The sequence below is a fragment of the Neobacillus sp. MER 74 genome (genome assembly GCF_023714155.1).
Genome location: NZ_JAMAUV010000010.1, coordinates 56269 through 70372 on the forward strand (window position 1 = coordinate 56269; position 14104 = coordinate 70372).

The 14104-nt window shown below is 40.9% G+C and carries 12 protein-coding genes and 1 pseudogene; 7 read left to right on the forward strand and 6 right to left on the reverse strand.

Annotated features, from left to right (window positions below):
* The first annotated feature begins 188 nt into the window (after positions 1-188).
* The 6 genes from M3610_RS17030 to M3610_RS17055 all read left to right on the forward strand — a co-directional run bounded on the left by M3610_RS17030 (position 189) and on the right by M3610_RS17055 (position 7735).
* Positions 189-1664 carry a CoA-acylating methylmalonate-semialdehyde dehydrogenase gene (locus M3610_RS17030; RefSeq protein WP_251460868.1) on the forward strand — a complete coding sequence of 492 codons (1476 nt, stop codon included), beginning with the start codon at positions 189-191 and terminating at the stop codon, positions 1662-1664.
* An 81-nt stretch (positions 1665-1745) separates the two neighbouring features.
* On the forward strand, positions 1746-2564 hold the full coding sequence (iolB, locus tag M3610_RS17035; protein ID WP_251460870.1) for a 5-deoxy-glucuronate isomerase: 819 nt from the start codon (positions 1746-1748) through the stop codon (positions 2562-2564).
* 16 nt (positions 2565-2580) lie between these two features.
* Complete coding sequence (gene iolC, locus M3610_RS17040; protein WP_251460871.1) at positions 2581-3579, forward strand: 5-dehydro-2-deoxygluconokinase; 999 nt, start codon at positions 2581-2583, stop codon at positions 3577-3579.
* A 13-nt stretch (positions 3580-3592) separates the two neighbouring features.
* Positions 3593-5503 carry a 3D-(3,5/4)-trihydroxycyclohexane-1,2-dione acylhydrolase (decyclizing) gene (gene iolD, locus M3610_RS17045; RefSeq protein WP_251460879.1) on the forward strand — a complete coding sequence of 637 codons (1911 nt, stop codon included), beginning with the start codon at positions 3593-3595 and terminating at the stop codon, positions 5501-5503.
* Between the two features lie 94 nt (positions 5504-5597).
* Positions 5598-6464, forward strand: a complete 867-nt coding sequence (gene fba, locus M3610_RS17050; RefSeq protein ID WP_396953654.1) for a class II fructose-1,6-bisphosphate aldolase — start codon at positions 5598-5600, stop codon at positions 6462-6464.
* A 62-nt stretch (positions 6465-6526) separates the two neighbouring features.
* Complete coding sequence (locus tag M3610_RS17055) at positions 6527-7735, forward strand: MFS transporter (protein WP_251461019.1); 1209 nt, start codon at positions 6527-6529, stop codon at positions 7733-7735.
* A gap of 162 nt (positions 7736-7897) precedes the next feature.
* Here the strand turns inward: M3610_RS17055 and M3610_RS17060 are convergent, their stop codons facing one another.
* The 6 genes and pseudogenes from M3610_RS17060 to M3610_RS17085 all read right to left on the reverse strand — a co-directional run.
* Positions 7898-8608 (reverse strand): ABC transporter ATP-binding protein, encoded by a 711-nt coding sequence (locus M3610_RS17060; protein ID WP_251460881.1) that lies wholly within the window; start codon positions 8606-8608, stop codon positions 7898-7900.
* Positions 8601-9374 carry an ABC transporter ATP-binding protein gene (locus tag M3610_RS17065; protein WP_251460882.1) on the reverse strand — a complete coding sequence of 258 codons (774 nt, stop codon included), beginning with the start codon at positions 9372-9374 and terminating at the stop codon, positions 8601-8603. The genes M3610_RS17060 and M3610_RS17065 overlap by 8 nt, the downstream gene beginning before the upstream one ends.
* Positions 9346-10317, reverse strand: coding sequence for a branched-chain amino acid ABC transporter permease (locus M3610_RS17070; protein ID WP_251460883.1), 972 nt, complete (start codon positions 10315-10317; stop codon positions 9346-9348). The genes M3610_RS17065 and M3610_RS17070 overlap by 29 nt, the downstream gene beginning before the upstream one ends.
* 1 nt (position 10318) lies before the next feature.
* Positions 10319-11206 (reverse strand): branched-chain amino acid ABC transporter permease, encoded by an 888-nt coding sequence (locus tag M3610_RS17075; protein WP_251460884.1) that lies wholly within the window; start codon positions 11204-11206, stop codon positions 10319-10321.
* A 24-nt stretch (positions 11207-11230) separates the two neighbouring features.
* A complete protein-coding gene (locus tag M3610_RS17080) occupies positions 11231-12394 on the reverse strand; it encodes an ABC transporter substrate-binding protein (RefSeq protein ID WP_251460885.1) in 1164 nt (387 codons plus the stop codon).
* 174 nt (positions 12395-12568) lie between these two features.
* Positions 12569-12667: pseudogene (locus tag M3610_RS17085) on the reverse strand (transposase); the annotation flags it as partial.
* 70 nt (positions 12668-12737) lie between these two features.
* Between M3610_RS17085 and M3610_RS17090 the strand changes: the two are divergent.
* Positions 12738-13712 (forward strand): L-lactate dehydrogenase, encoded by a 975-nt coding sequence (locus M3610_RS17090; protein WP_251460887.1) that lies wholly within the window; start codon positions 12738-12740, stop codon positions 13710-13712.
* Positions 13713-14104: the final 392 nt, after the last annotated feature.

Sequence of the window (14104 nt, forward strand, 5' to 3'; positions counted from 1 at the left end):
AAAAAAATATTAAAAAATAGTTGACTGAAAGCGTTTATAGTATTAAGATGTAATCAAAGATAACCAAAACATAACCAACAAATAACAAAAAATTAAAAGTATCTTACCAGTTAACTAGAGTCTAGATTGTTTCGAAGTTAAAAATTACTCAAAAAATGATAAGAAGTTTTTCTAAAGGAGGAAATAAGATGTCTAAAGTATTAACACAGGTAAAGAAACTAAAAAATTACATAAATGGTGAATGGCTTGAAAGTAAAGCGACTCAATTCGAAGATGTGTACGATCCTGCGAAAAAAGAAGTCATTGCCCAGGTTCCCCTTTCAACAAAAGAAGAAATTGATTATGCCATAGAAGTAGCAGCAAAAGCATTTGAAAGCTGGAAAAATGTACCCGTGCTAAAACGTACGAAAGTCCTGTTCAACTTCCAGCAGCTATTAGAAAAAAACAAGCAAGAATTGGCTAAAATCATTACAATAGAAAATGGTAAGAATCTTACAGAAGCACTTGGGGAAGTAGGGCGCGGAATTGAAAATGTGGAATTTGCATCAGGTGCTCCTACACTGATGATGGGAGATTCACTTTCAACAATTGCAACAGATGTTGAGGTCACAAATTATCGTTATCCAATCGGTGTTGTTGGCGGAATTACACCATTTAACTTCCCAATGATGGTACCATGCTGGATGTTCCCAACCGCCATTGCCGTTGGAAATACCTTTGTTCTTAAACCATCTGAAAGAACACCATTATTGGCTAATAGATTAGCAGAACTATTAGAAGAAGCTGGTCTTCCTAAGGGCGTATTTAATGTGGTTCATGGTGCACATGATGTAGTAAACGGACTGTTAGACCACCCAGAAGTAAAAGCCATTTCATTCGTAGGTTCAAAGCCAGTTGGAGAATATGTTTATAAGCGCGGAAGCCAAAATTTAAAACGTGTTCAAGCCTTAACAGGTGCGAAAAACCATTCCATCGTATTAAACGATGCAGATTTAGAACTTGCCACAACTAACGTTATATCTTCAGCGTTTGGTTCTGCTGGCGAACGTTGCATGGCTTGCGCTGTTGTAACAGTTGAAGAAGGAATTGCAGATGAATTTCTTGAGAAATTAGTCGAGAAAGCAAAAGAGATCAAAATCGGACATGGCCTTGATGAGGGTGTATTCTTAGGACCAGTTATTCGCGAACAAAATCAGCAGCGTACATTAGGATATATTCAAACAGGTATTGATGAAGGTGCTAAACTTGTATGTGATGGCCGTGAAAATGCCCCTGAAGAAGGATATTTTGTCGGACCAACGATTTTCGACGATGTGACAACTGATATGACCATTTGGAAAGATGAAATTTTCGCACCAGTCCTTTCCATCGTTCGTGTTAAACATCTAAAAGAAGCGGTTGAAACAGCCAATAAATCTGAGTTTGCAAATGGTGCATGTATCTATACTTCAAATGCATCTTCGATTCGTTACTTCCGTGAAAATATCGATGCAGGAATGCTGGGAGTTAACTTAGGTGTTCCAGCTCCAATCGCTTTCTTTCCGTTCTCAGGATGGAAATCTTCCTTCTATGGAACATTACCTGCCAACGGAAAAGACGGGGTTGAATTCTATACGCATAAAAAAGTTGTTACGGCTAATTATAAAACACCAAAATTCGAATAAGTGATAGCAACATAAAATGCTATTATCCTGTCCTCTACGGTCAGGATAATAGCTATTACATAGATAGGAGAGGATTACAAGTTGAGTAAATTGCTCCGAAAGCCCAATCAAAAAGAAACGTCACCAGGAGTTACCATCGTTCAGGAAGTAACTAGTGAAAACTCCCCGTTAGAATATGTTGGTTTTAAAGTAGTAGATTTAGCCCCAGGTGCTAAGTATACAGAAGACTTAAGCAAAGTGGAATGCTGCATCGTTGCCCTAACAGGAAAAATAAATGTGTCGGCTGGCGGAGAAGTATTTGAGAATATTGGCACAAGGGAAAGCGTTTTCGAAAAGAGACCAACCGACAGTGTCTATGTTTCAAATGATCGTTCTTTTGAGGTAGAGGGTGTTACACAAGCTCGTGTGGCTCTTTGCTACTCTCCTTCGAACAATCAACTCCCAACAAAGTTAATAAAGGCTGAAGAGAATGGAATTGAAAATAGAGGAAAATACAGCAATAAGCGTTTAGTGCATAATATCTTACCTGATTCAGATCCGTCTGCAAATAGCTTGCTAGTTGTAGAGGTATTCACAGAAAGCGGAAACTGGTCAAGCTATCCGCCGCATAAACATGATCAAGATAATTTGCCGGATGAATCTTTTTTAGAAGAAAGCTACTATCATGAAATGAACCCGCGGCAAGGATTTGTCTTCCAACGCGTCTATACAGATGACCGTTCACTTGATGAAACCATGGCAGTAGAGAATGGTGATGTTGTATTGGTACCGGCTGGATACCACCCAGTTGGTGTGCCTGATGGTTATGAGTCCTATTATTTAAATGTAATGGCAGGACCAACACGTATCTGGAAATTCTACAACGAACCTGCCCATGAATGGATTCTAAACCGAAAATAAAGGAGTGGCTTTAATCATGAAAATTCAATTTCATTCTGATAGAGAGTTCGATCTTATTGCCATCGGCCGTGCTTGCATGGACTTGAACGCAGTGGAATACAATCGTCCAATGGAAGAAACGATGACATTTAAAAAGTATGTAGGCGGTTCACCAGCAAATATCGCCATCGGTTCATCAAAGCTTGGATTAAAAGCAGGATTCATTGGGAAACTTGCCGATGATCAGCATGGCCGATTTATTGAGCAATATATGAGCGGTGTGGGTGTGGATACATCCAACATGGTGGTGGATCAAGAAGGTCATAAGACAGGCTTGGCTTTTACAGAGATTAAAAGTCCGGAAGAGTGCAGCATTCTCATGTACCGTGATGAAGTGGCTGATCTTTATTTACAGCCTTCAGAAGTAGATGAAAATTATATTAAAAGAGCAAAAGTTCTGCTTGTTTCTGGAACCGCTCTTGCCAAAAGCCCTTCTCGTGAAGCGGTGTTAAAAGCGATTCAGTTAGCAAAGAAAAATGATGTAAAAGTAGTATTCGAATTAGACTATCGCGGATATACATGGACATCTCCTGAAGAAACATCTGTTTATTATACATTAGTAGCACAGCAGTCAGATGTTGTTGTTGGTACACGCGACGAATTTGATGTCATGGAAAATGTGACTGAAGGCAGCAACGCAGCAACCATCGAACAGTTGTTTAAGCATTCTCCAGAATTAGTTGTGATCAAACATGGTGTAGAAGGTTCCTATGCCTATGCAAAGTCAGGAGAAACCTTTAGAGGCCGCGCTTACTTAACAAAAGTATTAAAAACGTTTGGTGCAGGCGACTCTTACGCATCTGCCTTCTTATACGCTTTAATCACAGGCAAGGATATTGAAACCGCTCTTAAATTCGGCAGTGCCTCTGCAGCCATTGTGGTAAGTAAACACAGTTCTTCAGAAGCGATGCCAACCGTATCTGAAATTGAACAGTTGATTGCGGAAAGATCAGAAAAAGCTGAACAAACAGTTTGAGGTGAGAATAGCCATGGGGAAAATTAGATTAACAACGGCGCAAGCATTAATTAAATTTTTAAATCAACAATATATCCATGTGGACGGAAAAGAATTTCCATTTGTTGAAGGAATCTTTAATGTATTTGGACATGGAAATGTTTTAGGAATCGGGCAGGCACTTGAGCAATACTCAGGCCATTTAAAAGTGATTCAAGGCAAAAATGAACAGGGGATGGCACATGCAGCCATCGCCTACAGTAAACAGATGCTTCGACAAAAAATTTATGCCGTAACAACTTCTGTTGGGCCAGGGTCAGCGAACTTGGCCGCAGCGGCTGGAACAGCTTTGGCTAATAACATCCCTGTATTGTTTATCCCGGGTGATACCTTTGCATCCAGACAGCCTGATCCCGTTTTACAACAAGTAGAACAGGAATACAGCTTGGCTGTAACGACAAATGATGCATTAAAACCAGTCTCTAGATATTGGGATCGGATTACACGGCCTGAACAGTTAATGCCAAGTTTGCTTCGTGCCTTTGAAGTGATGACTGACCAGGGAAAAGCTGGTCCGGCAACGATTTGTATTGCGCAAGATGTAGAAGGGGAAGCGTTTGACTATGATGAAAAATTCTTTGAAAAACGCGTCCATTATGTGGATCGTAAAGCACCAGTTGAGCGGGAACTTAAGGGAGCTGCTGAACGGATTCGTGCAAGCAAAAAACCGGTCATATTAGTTGGCGGTGGCGCAAAATACTCCCAAGCACGTGAGATTTTGGTCTCGCTTTCGGAAAAACATAATATCCCATTAGTAGAAACACAAGCCGGTAAAGCTACAATAGAATCTGATTTCAAAAATAATCTAGGTGGAATGGGGATTACTGGTACACTGGCAGCCAATAAAGCAGCACGTCAAGCCGATTTATTTATTGGAATTGGTACACGATATACCGATTTTGCGACTTCTTCCAAAACGGCCTTTGACTTTGACCGAACCAAGTTTTTAAACATCAATGTCAGCCGTCTGCAAGCATATAAAATGGATGCCTTCCAAGTTGTCGCAGATGCAAAAACAACATTAGAGCAATTGGCTCCATTATTAGAAGGATATGAAAGTGATTTTGGCAGTGAAATTGCTGAATTGAAAGCGGAATGGAATGCTGAACGCGACCGTTTGAGTCATGTAACATTCCAACGTGAAAATTTCCTTCCGGAAGTAAAAAATCATTTTTCGCAAGAAGTACTAAATGAATATGCGGACGCACTTAACACAGAGCTTGCTCAGACGACCGCATTACTAGCTGTGAATGAGACGATTTCACCTGATAGCGTGATCATCACCGCAGCTGGTTCCCTTCCAGGTGACGTACAGCGGATTTGGAATACGTCTGAACCAAATACGTACAATGTCGAGTACGGATACTCTTGCATGGGGTATGAAGTCTCCGGTGCATTAGGGGTAAAATTGGCGGAGCCAACGAAAGAAGTGTATTCTCTTGTTGGTGATGGCAGCTTCCTATTGCTGCATTCTGAATTAATCACGTCTATTCAATACGGACAAAAAATCAATGTTGTCCTCTTTGATAATTCAGGATTTGGATGTATCAATAATTTACAAATGGATCATGGCGGAGGCAGTTATTTCTGTGAATTTAGAACCCATGATAATAAAATCTTAAATATTGATTATGCAAAAGTGGCTGAAGGATATGGTGCAAAAACCTACCGCGTCAATACTGTTGAAGAATTAAAGGCTGCGTTAGAGGATGCCAAGAAGCAGGAAGTCTCTACACTAATCGATATTAAAGTCCTTCCAAAAACAATGACAGATGGCTATGATAGCTGGTGGAATGTCGGTGTGGCAGAAGTATCCGATAAAGAAAGCATCCAAAAGGCATTTGAGTTAAGGAAGCAAAAATTAGAAACTGCAAAACAATACTAAAAAAAGTTAAAACAACATGAGGTTGGATCAAATTCACTTGAATTTGATCCGCCTTAATAAATTTGAAAATTCAGATAAGAGAGGTGGGATGGAAATGATCTCAACATCGTGTTTAGTTCCGATGAAAGAAATGCTTGAGAAAGCGAAACAAGAAAAATATGCAGTGGGGCAATTTAATATCAACAGCTTTCAATGGGCAGAAGCGATGCTAGAAGCAGCTGAAGAGGAGCGGTCTCCTATCATTGTCGCTTCATCTGATAGATTAGTAGATTATTTAGGCGGATTTAAGACGATTGCTACGATGGTGAATAGAATTGTAGAGGAAAAGAAGATTACGGTACCAGTTGCCCTGCATCTTGATCATGGGAAAAGTGTGGAAAGATGTAAGGAAGCCATTGATGCTGGATATACTTCCGTGATGATTGACGGTTCGCACTATTCCATTGAAGAAAACATTGCCATGACAAAGCAAGTGACGGATTATGCCCGACTTCATGGTGTGACAGTTGAAGCGGAGGTCGGGACCGTGGGCGGTAACGAAGACGGTCTCATCGGCGGTATTAATTACGCAGATCCACAGGAATGTTTACGGCTTGTACAAGAAACAGAAGTTGATGCACTGGCAGCGGCCCTCGGCTCTGTACATGGCCCCTACCAAGGAGAACCAAAATTAGGGTTCGCTGAGATGAAAGAGATTTCAGAATTAACCAATGTGCCGCTTGTATTACATGGCGGTTCAGGCATCCCGTTACACCAAATCCATCAAGCCATTGAACTGGGGCATGCCAAAATTAATGTGAATACAGAATGCTTGCAGGCATGGACGAAAGCTGTCCGAAATGTTCTAGAGAACGATAAAGAAGTGTATGACGCCCGGGCAATCCTTACACCAGGTAAGGAAGCTGTGAAAGAAACAGTTAAAGAGAAGATTAGAGAGTTTAGATCAAGCAATAAAGCATAAAATCAACCGGGCGATCTTTGCCCGGTTTTTTCTTAAACTTTATTAACTTGGAGGTGGTATGCCTGAGTACATTACGATCAAATAGAAACAAATATCTTTTTATTGTTGTTTCCTTTCTATTGTGGTTTCCGCAATTTCTCTATGTTCCTATTTTTTCACCTTATATGGAATCGCTGGGCGGAAAGTATACTTTCATTGGAATCGTATTGAGCAGCTACGGAATCATGCAGCTTTTATGCCGACTGCCGATTGGAATCTTTTCTGATGTAAAGAAAGTGCGGAAACCGTTTATCATTTTTGGCATGTTGGTCAGCCTGTTTAGTTGTGTGATTTTTCTACTTACAGATAGTTTGGGCTGGATTCTCGCAGCCCGCGCACTTGCTGGGATTTCAGCAGCAACATGGGTGGCCTTTGCAGTTTTATATCCAAGTTATTTTGCTGCTCATGAAGTACATCGGGCAATGGGGAGTATTTCATTCATTATCGTACTTGCCCAGTTTTTAGGCATGAGTTTCAGTGGGTCAATCGTAAGTGAATGGGGTTGGAAAGCTCCATTTTGGTTGGCTGTATCTTTCAGCATTCTCGGTGTAATTCTATCCCTGTTTATCTATGAATCAAAAGAAGGAATCGAGAGAGAGCCTTTAAAGGTGAAGGAATTAGCAGCTGTTATCAAAGAACCTTCATTGTTGAAGGTGGCTCTCTTATCGATTTTGGCACATAGTATTATTTTTTCAACGATGTTTGGCTTTACATCCAACTATGGCCTCCTAATTGGCTTTACGAAAAGTGAGCTAACTTGGATCGTGTTTGCGTTTATGATCCCTCATGCCATTGCGACTCTTTTTATGGGGAGAGTCCTGGTTCCGCTATTGGGAGAATGGAAGGCCCTAAAGACGGCCTTTTTCTTTGCTTCTGTTTTTACCATACTGACTCCGTTCGTTCAGAGTAAAGGATTATTTTTGGCCGTACAGATTTTTAGCGGATTTTCTCTGGGCTTAATATTCCCGTTGCTGTTGGGATTGGCCATTGATAAAATTGCACCCGAAAAAAGGGCGACGGCGATGGGGGCCTACCAGGCGATTTATGCTGTCGGCATCTTTGCAGGGCCATTTTTTGCAGGGATCTTTAATTCGCTTATGGGAATTAAAGCAGGATTTTATTTTGTTGGGATACTTGGATTATTGGCTACGCTCCTCATCATCATTTGGGGGAAAGATCATGCTGAAATGGCAATAGAAAAATCTATTGAAGAAAGTAAGGCTCGTGCCTAGTTAATCTTTGGAAGAAGAGCTTCCCCTTTTCAAAAAAGGACAGACTCTTCAAAGGGAACGCCATAAGAAAGATTAAAGGCACAACTAGCTAAAAATCCACTAGTTGTGCCTTTTTGTGGGCAAAACTTCCGATTGTCCCCTGTAAGAACCGTCCCCAGGTCCCTAACCCGATCTTTTTCCAAGATAGGCTTCCACAATTCGAGGATCTTCTAGTAAAGTTTCTGCTTTTCCGCTGATAATTACTTTTCCTGTTTCCAATACGTAACCATAGTCAGCGACTCTCAGAGCTTGCTTGGCGTTTTGTTCAACGAGGAGCACGGTTGTGCCAGCATCTTTTATTTCTCTTATAATCTTAAATATATCCGCTACAATTAAAGGAGCAAGTCCCATAGATGGCTCATCTAAAAGTAATAGTTTTGGCCGTGAAAGTAGTGCCCTTGCGATCGCCAGCATCTGCTGCTGCCCGCCTGAAAGGGTACCTCCCAACTGGTTCTGTCTTTCTTTTAATATCGGAAAGTGTTTCATGACATCTTCAATATCTTTTCCAATCTCTTTATCGTTTCGATGGTAAGCTCCCATTTCCAGGTTTTCCATCACCGTCATACTCGATAGGATCGCTCGTCCCTCCGGTACAAGCGCAATCCCCTTTCTAAGAAGCTGGTCCGGCCTAAAACCTGTCACATCTTCTCCTAAAAACTCCACGGATCCATTCTTTGGCTTTAATAAACCGGCGATGGTTTTCATGGTCGTTGTTTTTCCTGCTCCATTGGCACCAAGAATGGTTACAATCTTGCCTTGTTCCACTTCAAGACTTACTCCTTTTAGTGCCTGAATTTTTCCATAAAAGGTCTCAATTCCTGATACTTTAAGCAATATCGTCTTCCTCCTCTTTTCCGAGGTAGGCTTCAATAACAGCTTGATTGTTTTGAATTTCCTCAGGTGTGCCCTCAGCTAGTTTCTTCCCAAAGTTTAAAACGGTAATTCGGTCGCACAGCTTCATGACAAGAGGCATGTCATGTTCAATTAAAAGAACAGTAATCCCTCTTTGTTGGACTTTTTTAATTAAATCAAATAACTCCTCTGTTTCGGTTTCATTCATTCCTGCAGCTGGCTCATCCAACAATAATAGCTTCGGATGACTTGCTAACGCTCTAGCAATCTCAAGTCTTCTTTGCTGACCATAGGCTAGGTTTTCAGCATCCACATCTTTATAAGGGGATAAACCTACCAGCTCCAGAAGTTCTTTTGCAGTTTGGTGCAGCCTTTCTTCTTCCAGGCGCTGAGACTTTGTCTGAAAGACGCCGCTCAATACTCCTGACTTACTGCGGGAATGCCCGCCAACCAATACATTTTCTAAAGCGGTCATTTGCGAGAAAAGGCGGATATTTTGAAAGGTGCGGCAAATCCCCTTATCGGTAATTTTGTAGGGTTTGAGCCCTGTTATACTTTCACCAATAAAGCTAATCTCTCCAGAAGAAGGGGGAAACATGTTGGTAATCACATTAAACATCGTTGTTTTCCCAGCGCCGTTTGGACCAATGAGCCCATAGATTTCTCCTTCATGAATGGAAAAAGTAACATCGGTTAAAGCGGAGATGCCGCCAAAGTTTTTAGATATGTTTTTGATTTCCAGTACCATGAGCGGCCCCCTTTTTTGACTTTTTAAACCATTGCATGGTGGATACATCAATCAATCCTTGCGGACGGAATGCCATCATGAAAATCAGGATAAGACCATAAATGATGTACCGGTACTCGCTAATAAATCTTAGCGCCTCAGGCATGATTGTCATAAAAGTCGCTCCAAATACGGCTCCCCAAATGACGTCACTGCCGCCAAATATGGCAAAAATCAGGATTTCCACAGCGCGGTGATAGGAGAAGTCAGCCGGACTGATGAATCCCATGACATGAGCAAATAACGCTCCGGCAAAGCCTGACAGAACAGCGCCTTGAGCAAAGGATAAAACTTTATAATAGGTAATATTGATTCCCATGGCTTCGGCAGCTTTTTCATCCATTTTGATCGACGCGAAGGCCCGTCCCACACGGGATTTATTTTGTCTGATCAAAAAACAAATAAGGAAAAGGTTAATAACTAACAAAATGATGAGGACAAGTAAATAAACAAATTGATTATTTCTTAAGCCGAGGGTACTCGGGTCAAATCCAGCCTCTCGAAAAATCCGGAATAACTCTCTGCCGATTTGCGGAATACCGGAAATTCCGATGGCTCCATTCGTAACAGATTCCCAGTTTACAAAGAATACTCGGATGACCTCTCCAAATCCCAAAGTGGCAATCGCCAAGTAAACACCTGTTAACCTAAGAGACGGTATTCCAATCAAAATGCCGACGATCCCGGCAACGACAGCACCAGCAATGATACCAAGAATAATAGGAACATCATAATGGATAGTCAATATAGCAGATGTATAGGCTCCGATTCCCATAAACCCAGCATTTCCTAAAGAGAGCTGTCCGGAAGAAAGAGTAACGTATATGCTTAAGCCAAGAATAATATTGATCAAAATAAAGGAACCGACTTGTAGGTAGTAGGGATTGATTAATTCTCCAAGCATATCATGGCCTCCCCGCTCCAGCTGTCTTTTGCCCAAAAAGTCCTTGAGGTCTTAATAAAAGAATGATGATGATGATGATAAAGGCAATTGCATCGCGATATCCCGAATCTCCATACGCTACAACCAGCGTCTCCGACAATCCAAGAATCAATCCTCCTGCCATGGCACCTTTCACATTTCCCATTCCGCCTAAAATGATAATGGCAAGCCCCTTAAGCCCCATTGATAATCCCATTTGCGGGTTAACGGAGTTGAAGGCCATACCCACTAAAATCCCAGCAATACCTCCCATTGCTGATGCAATAATCACCGTTAGCGTAATGATTCGTTTTGTATTGACCCCCAGGATACTAGCCGTTTCCAAATTTTCTGCTGTTGCCCGGAGCGCTTTTCCAGCCTTCGTTTTGGAAAGCCAATACGAAAGAGCCATCATTAAAACAATCGAAATGACAAAAATTAAGATTTGAACTGCATAAATGGTGATGGAGCCAATCTGGAAACGAATCTCAGCAAACGCATTACTGAAAGGATGATTTCCTGCTCCGAATAAGTGATGCGAAAGATTTTCAAGTAAAATCGACACGCCGATCGTACTGATTAATGGAGCAAGGTGTGAGACGCCTTGCTTCCCGCGGAGTGGTCTTAGTGCAAAGCGCTCAAGCAAATAGCCCAAAATGACCGTTACAAGGATCGCAGCGGCAAAGGCCACCCAAAGCGGCAGCCCCAGCGTACTCGTAACGATAACTCCTATAAAAGCCCCAAACATAAAAATTTCACCATGTGCCATATTAATGATGCCCAGAACCCCAAAAACCAGTGTGAACCCAAGAGCAACGATGGCGTAGATGCTTCCTAGTGTAATTCCGTTAATTAGCTGCTCTAAAAACAAGACATCTCACCCTTTACTACTTTTTTATTCAAACAGTTGGAACTTGCCGTCTTTGATGATGAGTACGGTTGGGTCCATGACAACGTCTCCCTCTTTATCAAAGGAGAATTTACCAAGTACACCGTCTAAATCTTTGATTTCAGCAAGTGCATCGCGAAATGCATCTCTGTCAGCTTCACCTGCATTCTTCAACGCTTCCGCATAAATATACAGAGCATCATAGGCTTGAGCAGCAAATTGGTCAGGTTTCTTGCCGTACTCTTTTTCAAATTTTTGAACAAAGTCCTTTACTTTCGGATCATCTTTTTCCGCAAACCATGGAGTGGCAACAATTAATCCCTCAGAAGCTTTTCCTGCAATATCAATAACCTGCGGAGAGTTAAAGCCATTTCCTCCTACAAAAGGTACATTAATCCCCATTTTTCTTGCCTGATCCATGATAACCGCACCTTCATTATACAGAGCCGAGCATAAAATCAAGTCTGGATTAAGGCCCTTGATTTTTGTTAATTGAGCATTATAGTCGGACTGTCCTTTTTGGAAGGTTTCAATCGTTAAAACATCAAGCCCCATCTTTTCTGCTTCTTTTTTCATCGTATCAAAGCCTGATTTTGTAAACACATCGTCATTACCATAAAGAATGGCAACCTTTTTCGCACCGTATTTATCGACTGCTTTTTTAATCGATGCCGGAATGGCAAGTGATTCAGGTATTGAATTTCGGAAAACATAGTCGCCAATCTGTGGAATTCCCACAGCAGTTGTTGATGTACCCATAATTGGAATTCCGTTTAAATCCGCCTCAGGCCCAACAACGTTCATTTCCGTACTTAAAGTAGGTCCTAAAAGGGCAACAATGTCATCATCACTCATTAGTTTTTGAGCTGCTGCTAAAGCTTGTTCCTGTTTACCCGCGGAGTCTTCAATCACAAGTTCAATGTTTACATCGCCCTTTGCGTTAATTTCTTTTTGTGCTAACTTAAAACCACTCGTAATTGCTTCACCATAAGCTGCACCAGGACCGCTTAAATACGTGATCACTCCTATTTTTGCTTTCAAACCCTTAGCCTGTCCCCCATCTTTCGCTGAATCCTTTCCTGAAGTTTCGGTACTTTTACCACAAGCTGCTAAAGCCACAAGTAATAGTACAGAAATCAATAGAAATGACTGTTTTACAATCTTCCTCATTACTCTACCTCCTAGTTTTTTGAAAATTTGAAATATATTTATATTAAATAACAATTATATTACAAAGTAAACGTTTTCAATGTAATTTTTAGAATTTTTGCAGAATAGTAAAAAACCATAGGGACGGTTCTTTCAGGAGACAATCGGAAGTTTTGCGCCCAAAAAGGCAGAAACTATTCTATTATTTGAAATGGCAATACGATGTGTGTAACGCACAAGGTATTCCATTACTGCTATAGGACCTGAAAAAGTTTTTTTGGTGTAACTGCACCAATTAATTAAAAATTATTAGTATTTTCTAAATTGTGTTAAAATTTTATATATTATGATTGGGGGGGAAACGATGAAAAGAAATAAGTTAGTAGTTGTGGGAGTAGGACATGTGGGCTCTTATGTTCTGGCGGATGCCATGAAATTGGGACTATTTGCCGAAATAGCTGTCATTGATATTGATAAGGAGGTTGCTTATGGCGAAGCTCTTGACCAAGAACATGCAACCGCTCTGACATATATGTCAAATACAACGGTATACGCCGGAGATTATTCCGAATGCGCAAATGCAGATGTAATCATCTGTGCTGCCGGTCCCAGCATGGTAAAAAGTGATGAAGATGCGATGCCGGACAGGGCACAATTAGCTGTTGTCAATTCAGAGGTAATTCGTGAAGTCATGACGGGAATTACGAAATACACAAAAGACGCAATCATTATTCTCATAACAAATCCATTAGATACCATGGTCTACATAGCAGAAAATGAATTTGGCTATCCAAAAGGACGATTATTCGGAACTGGAACGATGCTTGATTCTGCACGTCTTCGCAAAATAATTGCTGCTAATTATGACATCGATCCAAAAAGTGTAACAGCTTATATGATGGGCGAACACGGCCATACCGCTTTCCCGGTATTAAGCCGTTTAAGTGTGCAGGGGTTTAGTGAAAAAGAATTAGACCAAGTTTTTCAAGGAAAAGAATTATTAAGCCGGGAAGGTATTAAAAAACAAGTTGTTAAGGCAGCCTTTGATGTGTTAAATGGGAAAGGGTGGACAAATGCAGGGGTTGCCCAAGCTGCTGTTACTCTAGCAAAAGCGATTATGCTGGATGAACGTAGTGTTTATCCGGTGTCCACAACCTTACACGGACAATATGGATACGATGGAGATGTTGCATTAAGTATGCCATGTGTCATCGGGAGAAATGGAATAGAAAAACAATTAGAAATTGCTCTCGACTCCCAAGAACTTGAATGGCTTCATCAATCAGCGGAATATATTAAAGAAGCGATGAAAGTTGCAAAGTGTAGCTTTAAGCATTAGGATCAATAGCTTCTATTTATACTAGGGATCCAGATTGTGATCTAGTAGAAATTTCTAACTATTAAAATTTTATTTGCTGTTAATTAAATTTACGGGTGCGATGCTTGAAAAACAAGAGTATCACTTCCCTTGTTCAAGAAACGGGCGCCGTTGCTGAACAAAGAGCAGTGGCTTACTAGACGGATCCGAATAGTTCTATAATAATTGGATGTAAATAATTAAGAAACCCAGCTAATCTTCTCATGTGAAGGTAGCTGGGTTTTAAAGTTGTATGTGTAAAATAAATCCACTTTGTACGGACAATGCAATTGCTGTAATAAAAAACATAAGAAGGCTTCTAAATAATTCAAGATAAATCAATGAGGCTGGGACAAAACCCTCTCTAGAATCTA